This is a genomic window from Chryseobacterium sp. R2ACT005, assembly GCF_049949215.1.
Lineage (GTDB): Bacteria > Bacteroidota > Bacteroidia > Flavobacteriales > Weeksellaceae > Chryseobacterium.
In genome coordinates this window covers 4365496-4386688 of the sequence record NZ_CP188192.1, presented here as the reverse complement: position 1 = coordinate 4386688, position 21193 = coordinate 4365496, and the positions used below count along the sequence as shown (strand labels likewise).

The window sequence follows — 21193 nt, the reverse complement described above, 5'->3', positions numbered from 1 at the left end:
GAAGGTATTTATATAAAAAAAGCACTCCAATAAGAGTGCCTAACTTTTTTATGGTTCTTTCTGGAGAACTACAAATGCCGGGAAGTGATCACTGTAACCTCCTGTGAACTGGTCTCCATTCCAGGATCTGAAAGGATAGCCTTTATAATTTCCTTCTTTATTAACTAAATAAGACGGTGCGAAAATTTCTGTTTTGTACACAGAATATTCTTTAGTTACCTGATCTGAAATTACATTTTTAGAAACAATAATCTGGTCAAACAGGTTCGGTGCATCCTGATAGGCGAGAGATGCCACTCCTTTCTTATATAAAGGATACATCAGATTAAGGTATGGTGTTTCTTCACTTAAATCTTTAGGTGCTGCCTGAGCTTTCAGGTGGTTTTTTAAACTCGGGCTTACAGGATCGTCATTAAAGTCACCCATTGCAAAAAGCTTCGTTGTTGGGTCTGCAGCTCTTATACTGTCCATCTGCTGTTTCAATAAAGCGGCTGCAGCATTTCTTTTAGGTAGAGAAATCGCTTCACCTCCTCTTCTTGAAGGCCAGTGGTTCATAAAGAATGCCACTTTTTCATTATCTAAAAACCCTGTTACAACAAGAATATCTCTTGTATATTCTCTTCTTCCGTTGTCACCGTATATTTTCAGTTCTTTTTTTAATGAATTGGTAGGAGTGAATCTTCTTTTCTGATAAATCAATGCAACATCAATTCCTCTGTAGTCATAAGAGTTGTAATGAATAATCCCGTAATCATATTTCTTTAAAGCGGGTTCGTTGATCAGATCCTGGATGACCTGTCTGTTTTCAACCTCAATTAATCCCACTACTGCAGGAGCTGTTTTGGTATACTGTGCTCCCATTTCAGAAATTACTTTGGCTTCATTGGCCAATTTTGCTTTATAAATTTTAGTCCCGTAGTTTTTTGCACTTTTTGGGGTAAATTCTTCAGAACCACCTTGTTCTCTTACTACCTTTTTACCAATTAAAGCACCGTCACTCCATGGTCCGTCATATTTTTCAGCTTCCAGAAGTTTGATAGAATCCATAGGAATACTTCTGTGAAAAGCAGGATTTTTAATGTCCTTGGTTCCATCAATATAATCCGCTGAACGGATAGTGTCCCACAGGTTTTCTACATTTAAAAAACCTACAGTAGCTACTTTTCTCAGTTTTCCTTGTTGCTGTGAAAATGCCATGACCGAAATAATGATGGCAAACAGACTCGAAAATCTCTTCATCTTCTTTGAGTTATTATTAATACTATTTAATTTACAAATTTACTTTTTTTAATTCACTACGTTTTAAATATTTGTAAATTTAAAAGCAATTATCTCAGAATCATTTATATAATGATTCTTAAAAGCTTGCAGTATTAAGGAAAAATATTGTTAAAAAAGTTGTGAATTACAAAATTTGATTAAATTTGTGCCCCCAACTTTTAAACTGTTGAAAATTAACAAGAAAAGTATTTAAAAAAATAAATATACTCATGATTAAAAAACTATCATTGATCTCTTTATTTACTTTGCTGCCTGCGTCATATTATTATGCGCAGACAACAGTGTTTGCGTATCTTAAGGATGCGGAAGGAAAGCCTGTTGAGCAAGCAAGTGTAGATTTAAAAGGAGCAGGAAATGATGCAAAGGCAGACAAGATCGGTTATTTCCAATTTACTGACTTGATGCCGGGACATTATCAAATTATGGTTACAAAGCCGAATTTTGAAACTAAAATTTTTGAATTTGACGTAACTAATAATGAGAAGAGAAAAGATCTTGGAGTAATTACTCTTTATTCTGCATTGAATGGTGCAGATCAGGGTTTAGCTATTGTGGAGGATTCAGGAGAAAGTGATGGTGGCGGCGCACAGCAAACCGCAACTGTAGGATTATTACAGTCTTCTCAGGATGTCTTCAATAGAATTGCAAGTTTCGATTTAGGACCATACTGGTTCCGCCCAAGAGGAATTGATAGCAGAACAGGTGAGAATATGATCAACGGGATTTCTATGGCCGCTGCAGATAATGGAGATGTAGACTTCAGTACCTGGGGAGGATTGAACGAAATCACCCGTTACCCGGAAATTGCAGCTAATCATGCCCCTTCCGAATATGCTTTCGGAGGAACTACCGGAGTATTTTATAAGAATACCAAAGCCAGCGAGTACAGAAAAGGAAGTCAGCTGACGTACTCTCTGACCAACAGAAACTATACCAACAGATTATCTTACAGATTCTCTTCCGGAATGAATAAGAACGGATGGGCCTTTACTGGAATGATCGCAAGAAGATGGGCACAGGAAGGGATTCAGGATGGTACTGCTTATGATGCATACAGTGGATATATTGGTATTGAGAAGAAATTCAGTGACAGTCATACCATGACTTTAAATGCTATAGGTTCCAAATATGAGAGAAGCTCTTCAAGCCCAAGTACTCAGGAAGTTTATGATTTCAGAGGAGTTCATTACAATTCTTACTGGGGATGGCAGAATGGAGATAAAAGGAATGAGAGAGTGAAAAGAGGTTTCCAGCCAATGATCCAGTTACAGGATTTCTGGAAAATAAATAAAAACTCTCAGTTATGGACCTCTGTTTCTTACCAGTTCGGTAAAGAATACAGTTCAAGATTGGACTGGTATAGAGCCAATAACCCGTCTCCAACTTATTACCGTAATTTACCAAGCTATTGGTTAAACTATACAAATCCGTCTCCGGAGCAGGCTGCTAACATTGGAATTACAAGAGACTGGTGGACTAATGATGATCAGTCGCACACACAGATCAATTGGGATAATCTTTATAATGCCAATAGAAACGTACAATACAATGCGTTACTTGGAGGAAGAAGAGCGGCTTATTACCTTGTAGATGATGTAAAAGATGATAAAGTATGGAATGTATCTACACATTATACCTATAACTTCACCGATACTTCCCGTTTTATCTTAAACTTATCTTATCAGAATTACAGATCTGAACAGTACAGAGAAGTGAATGACCTTTTAGGTGCTGATTTTGCTCTGAATATGGACCCATTTGCGTCCAATACGACTGCTGGAAGTGTTTGGGGGAAATTTAATACAAGAGAAAGCGATACTGATGTTGCCAAAAGAGAAGGTGATAAAATCGGGTACAGCTATATTTTCAGAAGACAGGAATTTAAAATAAATCCTGCATTTAAATTCTCCACAGGGAAATTTGATGTTTTTATTTCCGGACTGTTCGGATATACAACGAACAGCAGAGAAGGTTTATTCCAACATTATCTGTATGAGTCTTCTTATGGAAAAGGAGCAGACCAAAACTTCTGGAATGCAGGGGTTAAAGGTCAGGTTACCTATAAAATCAACGGTAGAAACTTTTTGGTTTATAACGGAGCTTACTTTTCACAGTCTCCTTTCTTAAATGATATTTATTTTAATACAAGAGTAAGTGGTGTTACAACTCCGGGGATCAAGAATGTTGTTGTTGATGCAAACGATTTGAGCTATGTAATTTCTACTCCGATTCTAAAACTGAGATTGACAGGTTACCTTGTTAACACTCAAAACGAAACAAGTGTACAAAGATACTTTGCACAAGGAGTTAAGTTGACTACTTTGACCGAAAGCGGAGATCAGACTCCGGTACAGGATGGTGCTTTCATTACACAGGTATTGGCAGGAGCCAATAAGAGAAATATGGGTATTGAGCTTGGAGCACAGGTGAAAGTTACTCCTACTTTGACAGCCAGCGGATTATTAAGTGTAGGACAATATACTTATACTAATAATCCTACCGTTTATTTTGCATCTGATGCGGTTGGAACATTCAGAGAACTTGACGGAAACGGAAATATTGTATCAAGATCTTATACCAATATGGGAGAGGCTACCCTTAAAAACTACAGACAAGGAGGAACGCCTCAGGAGGCATACACTTTAGGTCTTCGTTACAGCAGCCCTAAGTATTGGTGGGTAGGAGCTACATGGAACTATTTCGGACATTCATTCCTGGATCCGTCTCCGGTAACCAGAACAGAAAGATTCTATACAAATCCTAACACACCTGGAGTACCTTATGATAACGTAACAGAGGAAGAGCTTGCAAGAATTCTTACTCCAACAAAATTACCTTCAGCGTTCTTCTTCAATGTGAATGCAGGTAAATCATGGATGATTGGTAAGTATTATGTGTTAGTGTCTGCATCTGTAAATAACATCCTTAATAACAGAAACTTTATTACAGGTGGATTTGAGCAGACGAGAAACGTTAACTATACTGACTATGCTAATGATTATGACAGCGGAAACATGGTATTCGCTCCTAAATATTGGTATAACCAGGGTAGATCTTATTTTGTTAACCTTCAATTCAGATTCTAAAAAATTAAAATTAAAAATCGAAAACAATGAAAAATATATATTTTAAAGCGGCGATCTTTACGGCCATTTCAATGCTGGCAATCTCGTCTTGTGTAAAAACTGATGATTATGATGTGCCGGAAATCAAATGTAGTAACAAATTTGCAGCAGCTAATCATCAGTTATCTGAGATTACAGCCATAGCAAAAGCAAAACCCGTTGAAGCTGATATCATTAAAGAAGATTTCATCGTAGAAGCTTACGTTTCTTCAAGTGATGAATCCGGAAATCTTTACAAAATGATGTTTCTTCAGGATAAGCCTGAAAACCCAACTCAAGGTATTGAGATTGATATCGACGGTAGCAATCAGTATCTTGATTTCCCAGTAGGGGCTTTAGTAAGAATCAACCTGAAAGGATTGATCGTTCAGGGGGTTAATGGAAACATTAAAGTAGGTTCTTATGATCCTAACTATCCTATCGGTAGAATCAACCCAAATAAAGTTTCTAATTACATGGCAAGAGTTTGCGACGGACAGAAGCCTGTAGTAGCTGCAATGAAACCATTAGAGTTCAACTTTATCTCAGATGCTCTGAAAAATGGTGCGCACGTTAATCAGCTTGTAAAAATAAAAAACGTTCAGTTTGAAGAGCCTGAATTAACAAAGAACTTTGCCGACGAATCAGCTACAGGGGATCGTTATATTACGGATAAAAAAGCAGGCAGATTAGATCTTCGTTTCAGTAACTTTTCAACTTTTGGGAAATCTCCAATCTCTCCTAAATATGAAAAAAGTGGTGATATCGTTCTTGTTTTAAGCCGTTTTACAAGCTCAAGTAACACGACGGTTTTCACAGATCAGGCTTATATAAGGGATCTTAATGATATTAACTTCCCGAACGCCAGATTCACACCAGGGGAGCCGGAACTTCCATCTGCTAATGCGGTAAATCTTTTCCCAAGCTCTGATTTTGAAAACTGGACATCTTTCTTATCAAGTTTAAATAGCTTTGGGCTTATGCCTTATGCGTCTCAAGGTATTGGTTTGGGGTATAACGGTACAAATTCCCTTAAGATTAAAGGTACACCTGCCAATAATGACTATGTATTTACAGCGAATGCTGCGTCAGGAATACCAGCGGCTCCGAAGAGAATTACAATGTATATCAAAGGGATCGCATCCGGAAAATCACTTTCTTTCAATGTATATAGAGCAACACCGCTTGCTCCTAATACGTCTGCTTTCTATACTTTCAATTTAGGAACATTCTCTACCGGTGCTACTTTAAGTCCGGAAAGTACGAATTCATATACAGGATCTATCAATACGAACGGACAATGGAGACTGATCGAGCTTACCCTTACAGGTCTTACCGATCTTAACACTACTTCTGGAAAAACTATGTTTGCCCTCAAAACCGGAAAAGACGGAGTATATGATCTTCAGATTGACAACATCAAAGTTGAGTAATGCATTAGGATAGAATATAGTTCTGATATACTTTATAAAACACGGGCAGCTCGTAAGAGCTGCCCGTGTTTTATTTTAATATTTTTTTCAAATCAAAAAAACAGAGAATTTTATATTTTTAAACTAGGAAATTATATTTAAGATGGAATACTTCATTTATGCCTTGAATCATACCTATACCGATGAGTCTCATACGGACACCAAATTTCTGGGCTTCTCAAATAGCCTTGAGGATTTGGAGAAGCTAAAAGCAAAAGCCGTTCTGATGTCTGGATTCAGAGATTATCCGGATTGTTTTGTTACAGATTGTTATATTATGGATAAAATACATTGGAATAATGGCTTTGAGAAGGTAATTGGTGAAATAGAAATAGGACGTGATTATATAGAAAAAGGTGATGAGATAGATGAGAACTGTATTTCAGTCAAACAATTAGGTTTAAGTACTGTTTTCAGTGTCAGTCATTCCTATACCATCCATACTTTTTTAGATGATGAAAGATATATCGGAGTATTTTCAACCTTAGAAAAGGTAGAGAAAGCTATTGAAGAACTCAAAAATAAACCAGGTTTTAAAGATCATCAGGATGATTTTATTATCTGTGAACTGGATCTTGCAACACTTTTATGGAGCAGCGGATTTGGTAGCTGTTAAAAAACAAAAACCACCGCATTAGCAATGGTTTTATTATTTTCGTTTACTTAACCGTAATTGTTGGATCCCAGTAAAAGTAACCGTACAGAATCTGTTTGTTACTGTCATTAGGGTCTAAAATGTAAAGTCCAAACTGCACATAGAAGTTCTCTTTACCTGTAGCTTTTACTTTAGAGTCAATACTGGCAAAAGTGATATCAGCAGCTGCAGCAGGAAGACCATTTTGAGAATTCAAATTTGGTACTGCAGCCTGTTTTCTTTCAACGGAATTGTATATAAAGCTGTTGAAGACCTGATCTCCGGACCAGTATTTAATATTGTAGATGATTACAGCATCATCGGAATTCTGATAGATTGATGTTCCTCTGAATGAGACTGTATCTCCGGCTCTTGCACTGAAGTTCAGATCAGCAGAACCCTGCCCTGAAATAGCGTTGGCATTGGAAACAATCATATGCTGGCTGTTATGATCTATTCCTGTAGGATTATTAGGGTCTTTACTTGGGTTTTTATAAGTATCTCTTACATAATCCGTGTCGATAACAATCAGGACATCTATTTCCTGACTCGATGATTTAAGTGTTACGTCGTCCATGATATTTGGTTTTAGTTTGGTGTTTCTTACTCATTTGGCTTTTCAGATTCTGCCCCGTGATTTAAGTGATTCCGGCTTCACGTTGTTGTGGTTGTAATTACTATACAAATGTACATTACTGAAATTGAATACATTATGGTACAAATGCTGAAATTAGCGATTAGGTATTTGTACTTAATTAATCTCTTTTATGTGACTTGTTTGGATTTAAACAAAAAAAAATACCCTGAAAAGTTTTACTTTCCAGGGTACCCATTTTATAATGGTTAAATCTAATTCACGTTAAAAAGAAACCTCGTTCACTTCTTTTCCTCTTTGAAAGTTCATCGTTTTCTGGCTGCCTTTATAGGCGATATTCACCAGATTGATCTGTTTAGGAAAAGCGCTTAAAAGGATCGTATTTTTAATCTTTAAGGTATTGATATCTGAAACGCCTCCGGTTTCAAAATATACCCATACAGTTTCTCCACTGACCTGACTTCCTGTGAAGGTTATCGTTTTAGGAGCTCCATTGACAAACACATCAAAATTATTGTTCACATATTTTTTTACCTCTGCTTCAAATCCAGCCGTGTTGGGGTTGATCTTGATCGCATCAGAGATGTGGCTTGTATTCATTTTTGTGGTAAACTTCAATGTCTTGCTTCCATCAACATAATCCACTTTGGTCATTGAAGAGAAAAAGTCTACATACATAAAACTCATTAACACAAAAAATGTTAAAATTCCTGATATATATAAAAGTTTTTTCATCTTAATTAATAGATTTACAATCATAGTTGTTTGTTATAAGTCACAAATAATATGCCAATTAAAAATTTACATTCACAGAATATTTATCATAAAAGGCTTTAATATGTGCTACGGCCTCGTCAGCGGTATCTACCACACGATAAAGATCCAAATCATCTTCAGCAATCATTCCTTCTTTCAGCAAGGTTGCTTTGAACCAATCTAATAATCCTCCCCAGAATTCACTGCCTACCAGAACAATTGGAAATTTTCCTATTTTGTTGGTTTGAATAAGAGTCATTGCTTCAGTAAGCTCATCCAATGTCCCGAAACCGCCTGGCATTACTACAAACCCCTGAGAATATTTTACAAACATTACTTTTCTCACGAAAAAGTAATCAAAATTCATAGAATAGGATTTATTGATGTAAGGATTAAAATGCTGTTCAAAAGGAAGATCAATATTCAATCCGATAGATTTTCCTTTGGCGTTGAAAGCTCCTTTGTTTCCTGCTTCCATAACACCCGGACCACCTCCTGTGATGATTCCGAAACCTATTTTGGTAATCTTTTCCGCAATATCGACAGCCATTTCGTAATATTTGTTCTCCGGCTTCAGTCGGGCAGAACCAAATATAGAAACACATGGACCAATCTTGGCCAGTTTCTCATAACCGTCTACAAATTCAGCCATGACCTTGAAGACCATCCAGCTGTCTTTAGCGATTGTTTCGTCCCAGGTTTTTTGTCTGAAACTGTTATGTAGTTTTGTTTCGTTAACGTCAAGTTCCGGATTTATTAAACTTTCATCCCTAATTCCATCAATTTCCATTGCAAAATTTTATTTAAAGTGTTTTTCGGCTTCTATTACAGATGAAGGTCTTCCGACATCGATAAGAATACTGTTGTGTACAAAACCGTGTATATGCTCGGTCTGCATCAGGTCCAGATATTCTTCCATAACAGAAAATTTGCCTGTTCTTTTTATTTTTTCGAAGATCTTAGGATTGATACAATGAATTCCGCTGAAAGCAAGAGCTTTAAAGCCTTTGTTGAATTCCGCCAGCCTTTGTTCACCAGTTTGTACGTTTAGCCAGCCTCTCAAAACCATATCATCATTGAAAAGGAGTTTTCTTGAGCTTTCCCTGTCGGAAACCGCTAAAGTAGCAAAATCTTTTATCTTTTTGTGGTATTCCACCAACGCATTGACATTCAGGTCGGTGAGAATATCCGCATTCATGATTAAAAAATCTTCTCCGTGATCAAGAAATTTTCTCGCAAAAATCAAGCCACCCCCTGTTTCAAGAAGTTCGTTGGTTTCATCAGAGATTTCAATCCTGCATCCGAAATTATTGTTTTTATTTAAGAAATCAACAATCTGATCTCCAAAATGATGAATATTGATCACAAAATCCTTTATTCCGAAACTTTTCAGGTAAGTGATATTTCTTTCCAGAAGCGGAATTTCGTTTACTTTTGCCAACGCTTTCGGATGGTGATCTGTAAACGGTTTAAGTCTGGTCCCTTTTCCTGCTGCGAAAATTAGAGCTTTCATTTTTTTATAATTGATAAATGATAGTTGATGAATGATAAAACTTTTATAATTAATAAATGATCATTAAAATAACAGTGAAAAAATAATCATTTATCAATCATCGCTTATCTTTTATGAATTCAGTTGTGGTTGTTCATCATGGTGAAGGGTTATCTCAGTTCCTTCAGGATATTTTTCCCGGATAAATTCAGCGATTTTTATAGCAGAATATACCGATCTGTGCTGTCCGCCCGTACACCCGAAGTTAATCTGCAGATGTTCAAATCCTCTTTCAAGATAGTTGTCAATATTGATAGAAACAAGGGATTTTACCAGTTCTAAAAACTTTGGCATGTCCGTTTTTGTTTCCAGGTATTCCTGAACTCCGATATCATTTCCGGTCTGAATTTTATATTCTTCAATTCTTCCGGGATTTAAAATTCCACGGCAGTCAAAAGCGAAACCTCCGCCATTTCCTGAATTGTCTTTAGGAATTCCCCCTTTCTTGTATGAAAAACTGTGTATCTCGATGTGTAGCATATTCTTTTTTAATTTTTTAAACCATTAAGGTTTATTTAGTTTTTAAGGTAAGTTAAGATTTTGATAAATCAAAATTTAGTCAGGAAGTTCTTTAAAAAAATCATTAATAAAGGGTTTCATTGACTTGGTAATATTGTTCGTAAAAAAGTTAATAAGAAGACCTTGTGGCTTTTTAAGAACTTTCATGTAAGTGAGTAGTTGTGCCTTATGTATTGGTAAAACTTCTTCTACAGCTTTTAACTCTTTAATAATTGTATCATTGACGAGGAGATCTACAACAAGCTTTGTTTCAACTTCTATCCCTTCATAATTGATGGGGAAATACAGCTGCTGTTTAGCATCATAACCATTTTTAATAAGCTCAATTTTTAAACATTCTTCATAGACACTTTCAAGGAGACCAGGACCAAGAGCCTTATGGACTTTAATAGCAAAGCCTGTAATTTCATATGACAGTTGGGTAATTTCTTTTTTGGTCATAACCTTAATATTCTTAATGACTTAAAGCTTTCTTAATGGTTTAAATTTATAATTTCCTCAATTTTTTGCTTTGCTCTGTCTGATGTCAGCTGCTGAATTACTTTTTCCAGTTCCGGGTAGTTTTTCATTTGCTCCCATGAGTTAGCAAATTGTGTAATATTCTGAATTCCTTTTTCAAGGCTGGCTATAAAATGCTGCTTTCTCTGAATCAAACCACGGAATCCATAAGCTCCCAAAACCTGCAGAAATCTCATCATCTGAATAGGCATCACCGCATCTTTTAGTTGAATTCTTGTTTCAGGATTTTCAAACTGCTGAATATAAAATTCCAGCATTTCCTGTTTGAAGTCTTCGGTGAAGTTGGCTTTGGCCTGAAAAAGAAAAGAGATGACGTCGTACATTAAAGGACCTTTCATTGCAGACTGGTAATCGATGAAAGAAACTTCATTCTTCTCATTTACCATGATATTTCTTGCCTGGAAGTCTCGGATCATGATTCCTTTAGGCTCAATGTTTTCAATGAGTAAAGCAATCTTTTTGAATTCCTTTAAAAGTGTTGATTTGTTGTATTCAAGCTCAAGGACATCTGCTGCAAAGTTTTTAAAATAATAAAGATCATGAATCACAGGAAGTTCATCATAACTTTCGTATTCAAAGGTTTTTGAAAAATCAATTTTCCCCAGTGTCTGTGTCTGCATTTGGAAAAGCCTTTCTAATGTCTGCTGTACCAAAGATCTTACAATAGAAGATTGCTGTTCTTTGGTAATGATCTCCGAAAGGGTGTGCTGTCCCAAAAATTCCTGGATGTACATTTTTCTGTCATCAGAAACAGCAAGAATAGAAGGGGTGTTGAGTTTCAAATTTGAAAATACCTCGGAATAGTAAAGAAAACTTTCATTTTCCTGGATATTTTCATTGTAGGTGATGATGTATTTTTCAGTGCCGGCAGTGGCCAGGAAATTTACCCTCGCAGAGCCGCTTTGAGCTAATGTGACGAATTCGGAAGATTTTTTACCCAAATGGTTTTCAAAAAATCGTTTTGCGTTTTCAGAAGTCATAATATGGAAACAAATATACTAAATTAACATGAGTTGGGAATTATAGTTTAAAGAATTGAGAATGTGAAAGGAAGAGACCGCTATAATGAAGGAATAAAAGAAGAGTTGAATATTTATTTTACTGAATGTTTTAAAGAAAATTTTTCAGTATTATACACACAATCGTAGGATTTGATTGGTGTTTTTTAAGTTTCTTGATTCAAATTCAGGATATTACAGGCTAATTTTTATCTTTGCAGAATGCTGAAAGACTTTAAACCTGTTTTAGGTATTTTATTGCGTTTCATTATTATTTACCTGGTACTGCTTTTTGCTTATCAGTTCTATCTGAATAGCGGTAAAGATTCCGGGTTGGATTCTTTTTCAAGAATAATTGCCAATCAGGTGGCTGCCCTGCAGAATACCATAGGGTATCCTACGGAACTTTATGATGATGTAAAGAATGAGCAGGTTTGGTTTTATGTAAAACAACGGTATGAGACGAGAATGGTGGAAGGCTGTAATGCTGTTTCTGTTATCATTCTGTTTGTTTCTTTCGTTTTTGCTTTTTATAAAGGAATGAAAACCTTTGTCTTTGTTGGGGCAGGGTTGATTATCCTGTACATCATGAATCTTCTGAGAATTGTAGGATTGAATATCGTCATGACTGATCATAAGGAATACGGTAAAATGTTCCATGATTTTATTTTTCCTGCCATTATTTATGGAACTGTTGTTGTGCTTTGGCTGGTCTGGATTAAATTTTTTGCTTTAAAACATGAAAATTCTTAGTTGGCTTCTTGTTATCACAGGAATCTGTGGATTGATTGGGGTAAGGGTTCTGGAGAATACTCTTTTTTATGATCCTTTCCTTGATTACTTTCATGAAGCAAATAAAAATATTGAATTCCCTGCATTTGAATGGGGAAGACTGATTGGGGGACATTTATTTAGATTTGTTTTAAATCTTTTGTTTTCTTGTCTGATTATTTATGGTTTCTTTAAAAACAAACAATGGACATTGCAGGGTGCCGTAATGATGGTTATTGTGTTTATGATCTCTCTTCCGATTTACCTGTACTGTATTCATGATAAATTCGAAATTGGATATCTTTTTTCTTTTTATATGAGAAGATTTGTGATCCAGCCATTGATTATACTGCTGATTGTCCCGATGTTTTATTACAGAAAACAGATGATGAAAGAGGGTAGATAAGTGAATTTATCTATTCTATGGTATGTTTATCTACACTCGTTACATTTTCAGGAGTCCATTCTACCCGTTTGATAAAATCTTTTTCGCGGACAGGACAGTCTTTAATCTGGCATACCGGGCATGAAATCGGTTTGCAATCATCCATATGGAAATTGAACTCAATACTGCGTTTCATGTTTTTGGCAAGAAGGATAATTACCTTTTCCATTTCGCTATGAGCATCACGAAGGTCATAATACCAGGGAAGTGTAATATGGGCATCAATATGCAGTGAAGAACCGAATTGCTGTATTTTCATATTGTGTACATCAATCCATTCTATTTGTCTGTTTCCTTCAAGAATTCTGATGACCTGATTCAATATTTCAGGATCCTGCTCATCCATAATACCACTTAAAGATTTTCGGACGATTTTATAGCCTACAAAGATGATATAAAGCCCAAAGCTTAATGCTACTGCAGAATCAAGCCAATAAATTTTGGTGAAGTAAACAATAATTAAACTGACAACTACTCCAAGAGTGGTAATGGTATCGGACTGAAGGTGTTTTCCAGATGAGACAAGCACCAGAGAGTTTTCTCTTTCTCCTTTTTTTATAGAAATATATCCCAATAGATAATTGATAATTGCCGTGGCAGCAATAATCCATATCCCAAGATCTATTTTGCTCAGAGTTTTTCCTACAATAAGGCTGTGAACTCCCTCGTAGATAATCATAACGCCGGCAATAGCAATAAGAGCTCCTTCAATACCGGAAGTTACAAATTCTACTTTTCCGTGACCGTATGGATGGTCCTCATCCTTAGGCTTGGCTGCAAGATGAAGGGAATAAAGTCCCATGAATGCACTGATGACATTGACAATACTTTCCATGGCGTCGGAAAATACAGCATCGGAATTGGTGAGTTTCCAGGCAATAATCTTTCCGATAAAAAGGATAACTCCAAACACAGCAATAAGTTTTTGGAATCCTATTTTCTCTTTGTGGGTATTTTTCTGGGTATTCATATAGAGTTTGATAAAAAAAAGAATCTCAATTTTGAGACTCTTTTTTATTTTGTTAGTTTATACTAAGTTGTTTGCTACAAGGTATTCTGCAATTTGTACAGCGTTTGTTGCTGCTCCTTTCCTCAGATTGTCAGCTACGATCCAGAGGTTGAGTGTTTTGGGCTGTGACAGATCTCTTCTGATCCTTCCTACGAAGACTTCATCTTTTCCTTCCGAATATAAAGGCATCGGGTAGTGGTTGTTTTTCACATCATCCATTACAATTACACCAGGAGTTTCGGATAAAATTTTTCTTACTTCATCCAGTTCAAATTCATTTTCGAATTCAATATTTACACTTTCAGAATGTCCTCCCTGAACCGGAACTCTTACAGCGGTTGCTGTCAAATTGAAGGTATCATCCCCTAAGATCTTCTTAGGTTCTTTCATCAGTTTGATCTCTTCTTTCGTGTAGTCATCATCAGAAAATACATCACAGTGTGGCAATGCATTTTTGAATATCTGATAAGGATAAACTTTTTCGATAGAATCATCTCCGCTGATTTCACCGTTTAATTGGTCTACAGCAGCTTTCCCTGTTCCTGTTACAGATTGGTAGGTAGAAACAATTACTCTTTTTAAATCATATTTTTTGTTCAAAGGTCCTAGAACCATTACCAGTTGAATGGTAGAACAGTTTGGATTTGCAATGATTTTGTCTTCTTTTGTTAAAACATCAGCATTGATTTCAGGAACGACCAGTTTTTTATCAGGGTCCATTCTCCATGCTGAAGAATTATCAATTACTGTGATTCCTGCTTCTGCAAATAAAGGAGCGAATTCAAGAGAGGTAGAACCACCCGCAGAGAAGATTGCAATATCCGGTTTGGCAGCTATAGCGTCCTTCATGCTTACGATGGTAAATTCCTTCTGTTTATACTTCACCTTCTTGCCTACAGATCTTTCGGATGCTACCGGGATTAATTCTGTTACAGGGAAGTTTCTCTCCTCCAAAACTTTAAGCATAACTTGTCCAACCATTCCTGTTGAACCTACTACAGCTACTTTCATTGATTTAATTAAAAATTTAAGATTAAACTATTTATAAATTATAACACATATAATTTCTTTATCTTTTTTAAGCCCCAAAGACTCTTAGCCAAGGGAACGCGAATGCAAATAAACCTGCTGCAATCAGCCCCATAAACACTACTCCTAAAGAAATAGTATCATTGGATTTTACTTTTTTGTTGACAATAGTCATCAAAACTGCTGCAATTAACATCGAGAACGGATGCTCCACAAATGTTTGTCTGCTGTAAGGATCTTTCATTAATGTCCCTGCATCTAAAGCAGCTTTGAAGCCTGGGGAAAATATGAATAACAAGCATATTCCTAATAAAAACTGAACGTGGAAGAAAATCATTGTGAAGAGCGTCGTCTTCTTCAAAAATTTGTTCACTTTTCCACTGAAGCCAAACATGGTAGCTAAAAGTGCAATGATAAATAATGCAACTAAAAGAAGCTCTAAATAACCGAATCCTTTGTGTGCACTAAGAAAAATCTTGTAAAAATCCATAATCCTATTTTTTTGTACACAAAGATAACAAAAATCCCGGCTCAAAGCCGGGATTGATATTTATAAAATCTAATATTGTGATATTATTAGAAGTTGAATGATAATGTTGTAGATATAGTTCTTTCAAATTTTGAATGAATTCTGTTGAAGCGATGAGACATAATTATAAAAGACCATTTATTTAAGGTTGATGGGTTATAATTGTCATTGAATTACTTTCAAACTTCTTCCCTTATTCAGTAAATACTAATTTTTTTCTTTAAAAGTAGACTATTGGCGACCAATAAAAGGATTAGACACTATTTGGTGTATTGTTAATAAAATGTAATGCGTTTTATTCGGAAATAAATGTATATTTGATTTACAAAGTCTAAAATAACTATGAAAAAGAAAAAAATTATCAAATTAGAGATTAACAAAGAAGACATCCTTAATCTATCACACGATGAATCCCAGAAAATTTTAGGAGGAGGAGGAACGGTAATTACTGTAGATCTTAGTCAGTGTCCGGGAAATGTATGTGATGAGACAGAGCGTTGCAACACAAATGAATGTACAGATGAAGATTGTACATATGGGGGTTGTACAATGAATGAAACAGATGATATGGCTTGTATCACTGATGTTACAAGAGACTGTGACAGAACTTTTGATTTCACTTGTGAAAGAACGTAATTAAATACTAGTTAAGGTATGAAAAAAAGAATTGTTAAACTGGAAATTAATAAAGAGGATATTCTTAACCTCTCACAGAGCGAATCTCGAGAAATTATTGGAGGTGGAGATACTTTAACGTACGATAATGGTGATACGTGCCAACAACTAACATTGCCAGATGACTGTAATCGCACAGAAGAAGGCTGTCAGGGGTACACAGAAGGCCTGGATAGTTGTGATGGCGCTTGTGGAGTGAGTGACGATAGAAACTGTTATACAGGAGATGTATTTCAATGTAATGGAACTAGAACCTAAAATATGAACTAAATTTTAAAATATGAAAAAGAAAAAAATCATCAAATTAGAGATTAACAAAGAAGATATTCTTAATTTATCTGAAAAAGAGGCTTATGGAATTGTGGGGGGTGGTCTGAATACAGAAGATCAATGTCCTGAATCTCAGAATGTGCGTTGCACTGTTGGTTGTATTGAACCCACCTATGATTGTTGGGATAATACGGTTCAAGATACAGAAATGTGTAACTTAAGTGCTGGAGGGAATTGTGAATCCGGATGGTGTCAGGATACAGGTTTTCAAGGAGATTGTATAAGAACCTAACTAGAAGCAACTATTTTGAGACATGAGAAAGAAAAAAATTATTAAGTTAGAAATTAATAAGGAAGATATTCTGGATCTATCACAAGATGAATCTCAAAAAATTATGGGAGGAGGCGGAGCCTTGATTACCGTAGACCTTAGCCAATGTCCCGGAAATGCATGTGATCAATAACACCAATGACTGCACAGACGAAGATTGCACCTATGGTGGCTGTACAATGAACGATATAGATGATATGGCCTGCATTACAGATATCACAATGGATTGCTTTACACAAGACGGATCCGGAATGTGTGATGACAGGACATAATATTTAATTATTTACGGTTAAAATAAACGCGGATAGCTTTTTATCTTTATGGAAAAGTTATCCGTGTTTATATTTGTATAAAAGATGAATTAATTTTATGGTGGAGAATTTGATAAAAGAAATAACAAATATAAAAAGTAAAATAGATCAATTATATCTGCATAAGCAATCATATCTTCCCGGAGTATTACACGAGCTAGGAGGTATTTGTCTTTTTTATTTTTATTATGGAAAAATTTTTAATGATCCTATAAGTTCAGACAAAGGAAATATATTAGTTGATCATATTTTGGAAGGTATTAAAGATAGTATAAAATATAAAAATTATAGATTCAGTACAGGAGCTTCAGGTTTGGGCTGGTTATTAAAATTTCTTCATAAAGAAGATTTTATTGATTTTGAAGTAGAAGACGCATTGTCCGATTTGGACGAATATATTTATCATTATGCAATTGAAGAAATAAATAAGGATAATTATGATTTTTTACATGGGGCTATTGGAGCATTATACTATTTTACGGAAGGTGCTAATACTACAAACGGATATATAGAAGATATAACTTCCAAATTGGCTTCTGGTACTAAAACTACAATATATAATAAACCTTATTGGGCTTCTTTTAATGTAAGCGAAGGTAAAAGATATGATGAGACACTCAATTTCGGACTTTCACATGGGCAGCCGGCTATAGTATCTGTTTTAGCGAAGGTTTATGAGTTGAATTCCAGTAGTGAATTAAAGATATTGCTGAACGATGCAACCTCTGCAATGCTGGATTTTAAATTTAAAACAAAGAAAAATTCTCTTTTTCCTACGATGACATCTGCGGTTGAAGATATAGAAAAAAATATGAGCAGGGGTGCCCGGCTGGGATGGTGTTATGGAGATTTAGGAATGGGTATTTCATTGTGGGATGTTGGGCAAATGATTCAAAATGAAGATTTTAAGAAGGTAGCTTTAGATTGTATTAATTTTTCGGCATCTAAAAGAGATCTTAATCTCAATAGTATTAAAGATGCTGCAGTTTGTCATGGAGCAGCAGGTGTAATGCATATTTTTAATAAGTTTTCTTATCTTAATGGAGAAGCGGATTATTCTGAAGCAATAGAATATTGGAAGAATATAACTATCGAAATGATTCATTCTGAAGAAGAAAAATATGCAAGTGGGCATTGTGCATGGCATAATGAGCGAGGGTATTATAACGATTTTGGGTTTTTACAAGGGCTTAGTGGTGTCGGGTTATCTTTACTTTCTTTAATAGATACTGATATTAAATGGGGCAATGTGTTATTAATGTAAATTCTTTAATTATGTCAACAACAATGTACGAGAGTAATTTTTATGCGGTAAGGAAACCTCTTCTGTCTTTAAAAAATCTTTTTGAATTTTATAAATTTTCTGAAACTAATGATGATAAAGAGATTCTGAATTATCTTATTAAAGAATTTTCTGAAAACTATCAATTAAATGAGGCATTATATCTGGCATCTGATGTTCTATATAATGAGACCCTGAAATATGCTGCAACGCCCGAGAACTTCTCAGATAAGGACAAGAAAAAATTGCTTCATTCTTTAGCTAAATATTATATAAGGTCAGCAAGTCGCTGCACACCATTTGGTTTATTTGCTAATTTTAGCCAAGGTACCTATAAAGAACAGGGAGAAGGTAAAGAAATATCAGGTTCATTACAATATTTCCCACGTTTAGACATGGAGGTGCAATATCAAATAGGAGATTATATTTCGAAACTTGAAGGCGTACAGGAGTTCTTAACCTACAGAGTAAACAATAGCTTATATAAAGCAGGAGGAACATACAGGTATGTGGAATACAGATTAAAAAAAATGAATCTCACCCATCATCTTGTATCGTTGGAACCTGATGAAGTATTGTCTTATATTATTAAGATCTCCCGATCTGGTATAAGTTATACTTTATTGGTTGAGAAATTATTAAATAAATATGATGTTTCAAAAGAAGAATTGGCTAACTATATTAGTGAGTTAATTCTTAATAAAGTTTTAACAAGTAATCTGGATATCAATATTTCAGGGAAAGATTATTTTGATATCCTGTTAGAGTTTCTGAAAAACCTACATGAAAATCGGATCAACGATAAAATCTCAAAAATCAGAAATCTTTTACTAAAAGTAAAAGATTTATTGCTTCAGGTTAACAGCAGTCGGTCAAACATAGAACTGTATAAACAAATCCATGAACATGTTACTACTGTATTGCCCGGAATACCAGAAAAGAATTTGATACAACTTGATGTTATAGATTTAAAAGATGATCAGACTTTTACTATTGATACAAAGAAAGAATTAAAAGGTTTAATCAATATTGTTTCTAAATTTTCTACACCTCCTTCTCAAAATTCCTGGTTTGAAGTTTTTAAAAGAGCATTCAAAGAACGTTATGAAGATAGAAAGGTTAAATTAGCAGAGGTTTTAGATGGAGAATTGGGGATTGGTTACAAGAGTGCCAAAAGCACGAGGGATTTTTATGATAATGGAAAAAAAAATGATAATAATAAACTGACAACTTTTGTTTTACACAAATACCATGAATATTTAAAACATAATAAAGATCAGATTACTATTAATACAACTGATATAAAAACTCATTTCAATGATGCTGTACCAGCTGATCTCCCACATATTAATTTTTTCTTAAAAATCTATCCCCGCAAGGATGAGAATCTCATTCACATTGCATCTCTATCAAGTTCTTTAGGAAATAATCTTATGGGACGTTTTTGCTCTTCACATGATAATGTTTATAATAACCTAAGTACATTAATTCATGAACATGAAGAACTGGACAAAAATTATATCTATGCTGAGATTATTCATTTACCACAAGCAAGATCTGGGAATGTAATTGCAAGGCCTCATTTTGGAGAGTATGAAATTCCTTATCTGTCTAATTCTGTACTTCCTGAAAAACAAAAAATTAATGTAGATGATCTTTACATTCAGGTGATAAATAATGAACTGTTTTTATTTTCTGAAAAACTAAAAAAGCCTATTAAACCTCGTTTATCCAACGCTCATAACTTTAGTAAGAATGGTCTTCCTATCTATCATTTTTTATGTGATATGCAATATCAGAGTAATCCCTATATTAAAGTATGGGATTGGGGAATCATAGACTCTGTTGAAGAGTCTTTTCCAAGAGTGATGTACGGGAATTATGTATTGGAGCCTAAAAAGTGGATTATAAGAAATGAAAAATTTATAGGATTAAAAAAATGTAAAAATCTCATTGATTTCAATAATAAATTTGAGGTAATCAGAAAAGGATTAAGTATTCATGATTTAGTTATCTTTAAGGAAGGAGATAATACAATTTGCCTGGATATATCAACTTCCTTAGGTATGGATATGCTGTGGAAAATTATTGATAAGAAAGATAAGTATATCACTTTATATGAGAGTTTATGGGAACAGACGAATGAACACGCAAGCACTGTTTATCATAAAGAAATTATAGTACCTTTTATAAATAAGGATAAAAAGTATCCCACTATAAGAACTTCTGTGGAAAGGAGACTGAATAATAAAGATGCTTACAATGACAATGTGTTTATTCCAGGGTCTCATTGGGTTTATCTTAAAATTTATGTGGATTTTAAGTTCATCAATAAAATACTTCTCCAGCTTGCGGGTTGTATTGAAAGTAAATTTGTTAAAAAAGGAATTGTTGAAAAATGGTTTTTTATAAGATATTCAGATCCCAAGCAGCATTTGAGATTACGCTTGTATGTAAATGATTTAGAGTTTCTTTCTTTAATAATGAAAGCTTGTAATAGTATATTGACACCGTTGGTTAGAAAGGGGTATGTATCTAATATTGTTCAGGATACATATGCCAGAGAGTTAGGAAGATATGGAGGTAAAAATATTATTGATTCTGAAACTCTGTTTTATTATGATTCATCATTGATATGCAAAATATATAAATGGAAGAATAATATAAGCTATCAGGATCTGTTTTTAGTAGGCTATTATCTGACAGAGCACTATCTTAATCTTTCTGATCTCAATGACGAGGTCAGGTTACATTTTCTGGAAAAACAATTTAATTACTATGCAAAAGAGTTCGAGTACACGAAAGATAAGATGATGAGAAATACCTTACATGAAGAGCAGAGAAGGATTAAGGATATTGTAATTGCTGAAAAACTCAGCGCAGATGTAATAAAGCTTATTAACCAATCCAATTTAAAACAGGTTATTGACCAGGTTAAAAAAAATGTTGAAAATGACTATTTAAATGTTTTGTCCAGCTATATTCACATGAGTATGAATCGGTTATTTACAGAAAAGCAACGCTTTAATGAATTTAAAATTTATTTTTTCTTATTAAAAAAATATCAGTCGATTAAAGCACGGAAATCTGTTGAAGTATAAGTTTATTATT

General features: G+C 34.7%; 23 protein-coding genes. 12 read left to right on the top strand and 11 right to left on the bottom strand.

The genetic code is table 11. From position 1 onward, the window contains the following. Nucleotides 1-48: 48 nt before the first annotated feature. Entirely contained in the window at nt 49-1239 is a 1191-nt protein-coding gene (locus ACPF63_RS20145; protein WP_077413461.1) for an endonuclease, read from the bottom strand. Between the two features lie 251 nt (nt 1240-1490). On the opposite strand from ACPF63_RS20145, the gene ACPF63_RS20140 reads away from it, so the two are divergent. The 3 genes from ACPF63_RS20140 to ACPF63_RS20130 all read left to right on the top strand — a co-directional run bounded on the left by ACPF63_RS20140 (nt 1491) and on the right by ACPF63_RS20130 (nt 6473). Beyond that, entirely contained in the window at nt 1491-4367 is a 2877-nt protein-coding gene (locus tag ACPF63_RS20140; protein ID WP_426481070.1) for a carboxypeptidase regulatory-like domain-containing protein, read from the top strand. Nucleotides 4368-4393: 26 nt separating this feature from the next. Next, on the top strand, nt 4394-5818 hold the full coding sequence (locus ACPF63_RS20135; protein ID WP_426481069.1) for a DUF5689 domain-containing protein: 1425 nt from the start codon (nt 4394-4396) through the stop codon (nt 5816-5818). Between the two features lie 142 nt (nt 5819-5960). Further along, a complete protein-coding gene (locus ACPF63_RS20130; RefSeq protein WP_426481068.1) occupies nt 5961-6473 on the top strand; it encodes a DUF7336 domain-containing protein in 513 nt (170 codons plus the stop codon). Nucleotides 6474-6516: 43 nt separating this feature from the next. On the opposite strand, the gene ACPF63_RS20125 is transcribed toward ACPF63_RS20130, so the two are convergent. From ACPF63_RS20125 to ACPF63_RS20095, 7 genes are all read right to left on the bottom strand, one after another. After that, the gene (locus ACPF63_RS20125; RefSeq protein WP_426481067.1) at nt 6517-7068 is read right to left on the bottom strand and encodes an inclusion body family protein; all 552 of its coding nucleotides are present in this window, start codon (nt 7066-7068) and stop codon (nt 6517-6519) included. 282 nt (nt 7069-7350) lie between these two features. Continuing rightward, complete coding sequence (locus ACPF63_RS20120; RefSeq protein ID WP_228408605.1) at nt 7351-7821, bottom strand: DUF6702 family protein; 471 nt, start codon at nt 7819-7821, stop codon at nt 7351-7353. A 58-nt stretch (nt 7822-7879) separates the two neighbouring features. After that, nucleotides 7880-8632, bottom strand: a complete 753-nt coding sequence (locus ACPF63_RS20115) for a TIGR00730 family Rossman fold protein (protein WP_077413465.1) — start codon at nt 8630-8632, stop codon at nt 7880-7882. A gap of 9 nt (nt 8633-8641) precedes the next feature. Next, nucleotides 8642-9355, bottom strand: coding sequence for a nucleotidyltransferase family protein (locus tag ACPF63_RS20110; protein ID WP_077413466.1), 714 nt, complete (start codon nt 9353-9355; stop codon nt 8642-8644). 111 nt (nt 9356-9466) lie between these two features. After that, nucleotides 9467-9874, bottom strand: coding sequence for a RapZ C-terminal domain-containing protein (locus ACPF63_RS20105; protein ID WP_426481066.1), 408 nt, complete (start codon nt 9872-9874; stop codon nt 9467-9469). Nucleotides 9875-9949: 75 nt separating this feature from the next. Further along, the gene (locus tag ACPF63_RS20100) at nt 9950-10354 is read right to left on the bottom strand and encodes a GxxExxY protein (protein WP_426481065.1); all 405 of its coding nucleotides are present in this window, start codon (nt 10352-10354) and stop codon (nt 9950-9952) included. Between the two features lie 32 nt (nt 10355-10386). Next, complete coding sequence (locus ACPF63_RS20095) at nt 10387-11412, bottom strand: aminoglycoside phosphotransferase family protein (RefSeq protein WP_426481064.1); 1026 nt, start codon at nt 11410-11412, stop codon at nt 10387-10389. 240 nt (nt 11413-11652) lie between these two features. On the opposite strand from ACPF63_RS20095, the gene xrtF reads away from it, so the two are divergent. Together xrtF and ACPF63_RS20085 are read left to right on the top strand one after the other, a co-directional pair. Next, nucleotides 11653-12183 (top strand): exosortase family protein XrtF, encoded by a 531-nt coding sequence (gene xrtF / locus ACPF63_RS20090; RefSeq protein WP_077413469.1) that lies wholly within the window; start codon nt 11653-11655, stop codon nt 12181-12183. Further along, nucleotides 12170-12607 (top strand): exosortase F system-associated membrane protein, encoded by a 438-nt coding sequence (locus ACPF63_RS20085; RefSeq protein WP_426481063.1) that lies wholly within the window; start codon nt 12170-12172, stop codon nt 12605-12607. Before xrtF ends, ACPF63_RS20085 begins: the two co-directional genes overlap by 14 nt. A gap of 10 nt (nt 12608-12617) precedes the next feature. Here the strand turns inward: ACPF63_RS20085 and ACPF63_RS20080 are convergent, their stop codons facing one another. The 3 genes from ACPF63_RS20080 to ACPF63_RS20070 form a co-directional block, all read right to left on the bottom strand. Beyond that, nucleotides 12618-13616 (bottom strand): cation diffusion facilitator family transporter, encoded by a 999-nt coding sequence (locus ACPF63_RS20080; protein WP_180564978.1) that lies wholly within the window; start codon nt 13614-13616, stop codon nt 12618-12620. A gap of 57 nt (nt 13617-13673) precedes the next feature. Next, a complete protein-coding gene (locus ACPF63_RS20075; RefSeq protein ID WP_077413472.1) occupies nt 13674-14666 on the bottom strand; it encodes an aspartate-semialdehyde dehydrogenase in 993 nt (330 codons plus the stop codon). A 67-nt stretch (nt 14667-14733) separates the two neighbouring features. Continuing rightward, a complete protein-coding gene (locus ACPF63_RS20070) occupies nt 14734-15174 on the bottom strand; it encodes a hypothetical protein (RefSeq protein WP_180564979.1) in 441 nt (146 codons plus the stop codon). Between the two features lie 381 nt (nt 15175-15555). Between ACPF63_RS20070 and ACPF63_RS20065 the strand changes: the two genes are divergently transcribed. The 7 genes from ACPF63_RS20065 (at nt 15556) to ACPF63_RS20035 (ending at nt 21183) form a co-directional block, all read left to right on the top strand. Next, nucleotides 15556-15849, top strand: coding sequence for a class I lanthipeptide (locus tag ACPF63_RS20065; protein ID WP_047427254.1), 294 nt, complete (start codon nt 15556-15558; stop codon nt 15847-15849). An 18-nt stretch (nt 15850-15867) separates the two neighbouring features. After that, nucleotides 15868-16146 carry a class I lanthipeptide gene (locus tag ACPF63_RS20060; RefSeq protein WP_426481062.1) on the top strand — a complete coding sequence of 93 codons (279 nt, stop codon included), beginning with the start codon at nt 15868-15870 and terminating at the stop codon, nt 16144-16146. Nucleotides 16147-16168: 22 nt separating this feature from the next. Next, nucleotides 16169-16450, top strand: coding sequence for a class I lanthipeptide (locus tag ACPF63_RS20055; RefSeq protein ID WP_180564981.1), 282 nt, complete (start codon nt 16169-16171; stop codon nt 16448-16450). Between the two features lie 22 nt (nt 16451-16472). After that, the gene (locus ACPF63_RS20050; RefSeq protein WP_426481061.1) at nt 16473-16622 is read left to right on the top strand and encodes a class I lanthipeptide; all 150 of its coding nucleotides are present in this window, start codon (nt 16473-16475) and stop codon (nt 16620-16622) included. After that, a complete protein-coding gene (locus ACPF63_RS20045; protein ID WP_426481060.1) occupies nt 16606-16761 on the top strand; it encodes a hypothetical protein in 156 nt (51 codons plus the stop codon). Before ACPF63_RS20050 ends, ACPF63_RS20045 begins: the two co-directional genes overlap by 17 nt. A 97-nt stretch (nt 16762-16858) precedes the next feature. Next, entirely contained in the window at nt 16859-18064 is a 1206-nt protein-coding gene (locus ACPF63_RS20040; RefSeq protein ID WP_426481059.1) for a lanthionine synthetase LanC family protein, read from the top strand. Between the two features lie 11 nt (nt 18065-18075). Beyond that, nucleotides 18076-21183 (top strand): lantibiotic dehydratase, encoded by a 3108-nt coding sequence (locus ACPF63_RS20035; RefSeq protein WP_426481058.1) that lies wholly within the window; start codon nt 18076-18078, stop codon nt 21181-21183. The last annotated feature ends 10 nt before the right edge of the window (nt 21184-21193 follow it).

Coding starts and splice junctions, on each gene's coding strand:
- ACPF63_RS20135 (WP_426481069.1), top strand. CDS start 4,394: ATGAAAAATATATATTTTAAAGCGGCGATCTTTACGGCCATTTCAATG.
- ACPF63_RS20085 (WP_426481063.1), top strand. CDS start 12,170: ATGAAAATTCTTAGTTGGCTTCTTGTTATCACAGGAATCTGTGGATTG.
- ACPF63_RS20060 (WP_426481062.1), top strand. CDS start 15,868: ATGAAAAAAAGAATTGTTAAACTGGAAATTAATAAAGAGGATATTCTT.
- ACPF63_RS20070 (WP_180564979.1), bottom strand. CDS start 15,174: ATGGATTTTTACAAGATTTTTCTTAGTGCACACAAAGGATTCGGTTAT.
- ACPF63_RS20080 (WP_180564978.1), bottom strand. CDS start 13,616: ATGAATACCCAGAAAAATACCCACAAAGAGAAAATAGGATTCCAAAAA.
- ACPF63_RS20045 (WP_426481060.1), top strand. CDS start 16,606: ATGCATGTGATCAATAACACCAATGACTGCACAGACGAAGATTGCACC.
- ACPF63_RS20130 (WP_426481068.1), top strand. CDS start 5,961: ATGGAATACTTCATTTATGCCTTGAATCATACCTATACCGATGAGTCT.
- ACPF63_RS20050 (WP_426481061.1), top strand. CDS start 16,473: ATGAGAAAGAAAAAAATTATTAAGTTAGAAATTAATAAGGAAGATATT.
- ACPF63_RS20100 (WP_426481065.1), bottom strand. CDS start 10,354: ATGACCAAAAAAGAAATTACCCAACTGTCATATGAAATTACAGGCTTT.
- ACPF63_RS20065 (WP_047427254.1), top strand. CDS start 15,556: ATGAAAAAGAAAAAAATTATCAAATTAGAGATTAACAAAGAAGACATC.
- ACPF63_RS20035 (WP_426481058.1), top strand. CDS start 18,076: ATGTCAACAACAATGTACGAGAGTAATTTTTATGCGGTAAGGAAACCT.
- xrtF (WP_077413469.1), top strand. CDS start 11,653: ATGCTGAAAGACTTTAAACCTGTTTTAGGTATTTTATTGCGTTTCATT.
- ACPF63_RS20145 (WP_077413461.1), bottom strand. CDS start 1,239: ATGAAGAGATTTTCGAGTCTGTTTGCCATCATTATTTCGGTCATGGCA.
- ACPF63_RS20110 (WP_077413466.1), bottom strand. CDS start 9,355: ATGAAAGCTCTAATTTTCGCAGCAGGAAAAGGGACCAGACTTAAACCG.
- ACPF63_RS20140 (WP_426481070.1), top strand. CDS start 1,491: ATGATTAAAAAACTATCATTGATCTCTTTATTTACTTTGCTGCCTGCG.
- ACPF63_RS20120 (WP_228408605.1), bottom strand. CDS start 7,821: ATGAAAAAACTTTTATATATATCAGGAATTTTAACATTTTTTGTGTTA.
- ACPF63_RS20105 (WP_426481066.1), bottom strand. CDS start 9,874: ATGCTACACATCGAGATACACAGTTTTTCATACAAGAAAGGGGGAATT.
- ACPF63_RS20075 (WP_077413472.1), bottom strand. CDS start 14,666: ATGAAAGTAGCTGTAGTAGGTTCAACAGGAATGGTTGGACAAGTTATG.
- ACPF63_RS20040 (WP_426481059.1), top strand. CDS start 16,859: ATGGTGGAGAATTTGATAAAAGAAATAACAAATATAAAAAGTAAAATA.
- ACPF63_RS20095 (WP_426481064.1), bottom strand. CDS start 11,412: ATGACTTCTGAAAACGCAAAACGATTTTTTGAAAACCATTTGGGTAAA.
- ACPF63_RS20055 (WP_180564981.1), top strand. CDS start 16,169: ATGAAAAAGAAAAAAATCATCAAATTAGAGATTAACAAAGAAGATATT.
- ACPF63_RS20125 (WP_426481067.1), bottom strand. CDS start 7,068: ATGGACGACGTAACACTTAAATCATCGAGTCAGGAAATAGATGTCCTG.
- ACPF63_RS20115 (WP_077413465.1), bottom strand. CDS start 8,632: ATGGAAATTGATGGAATTAGGGATGAAAGTTTAATAAATCCGGAACTT.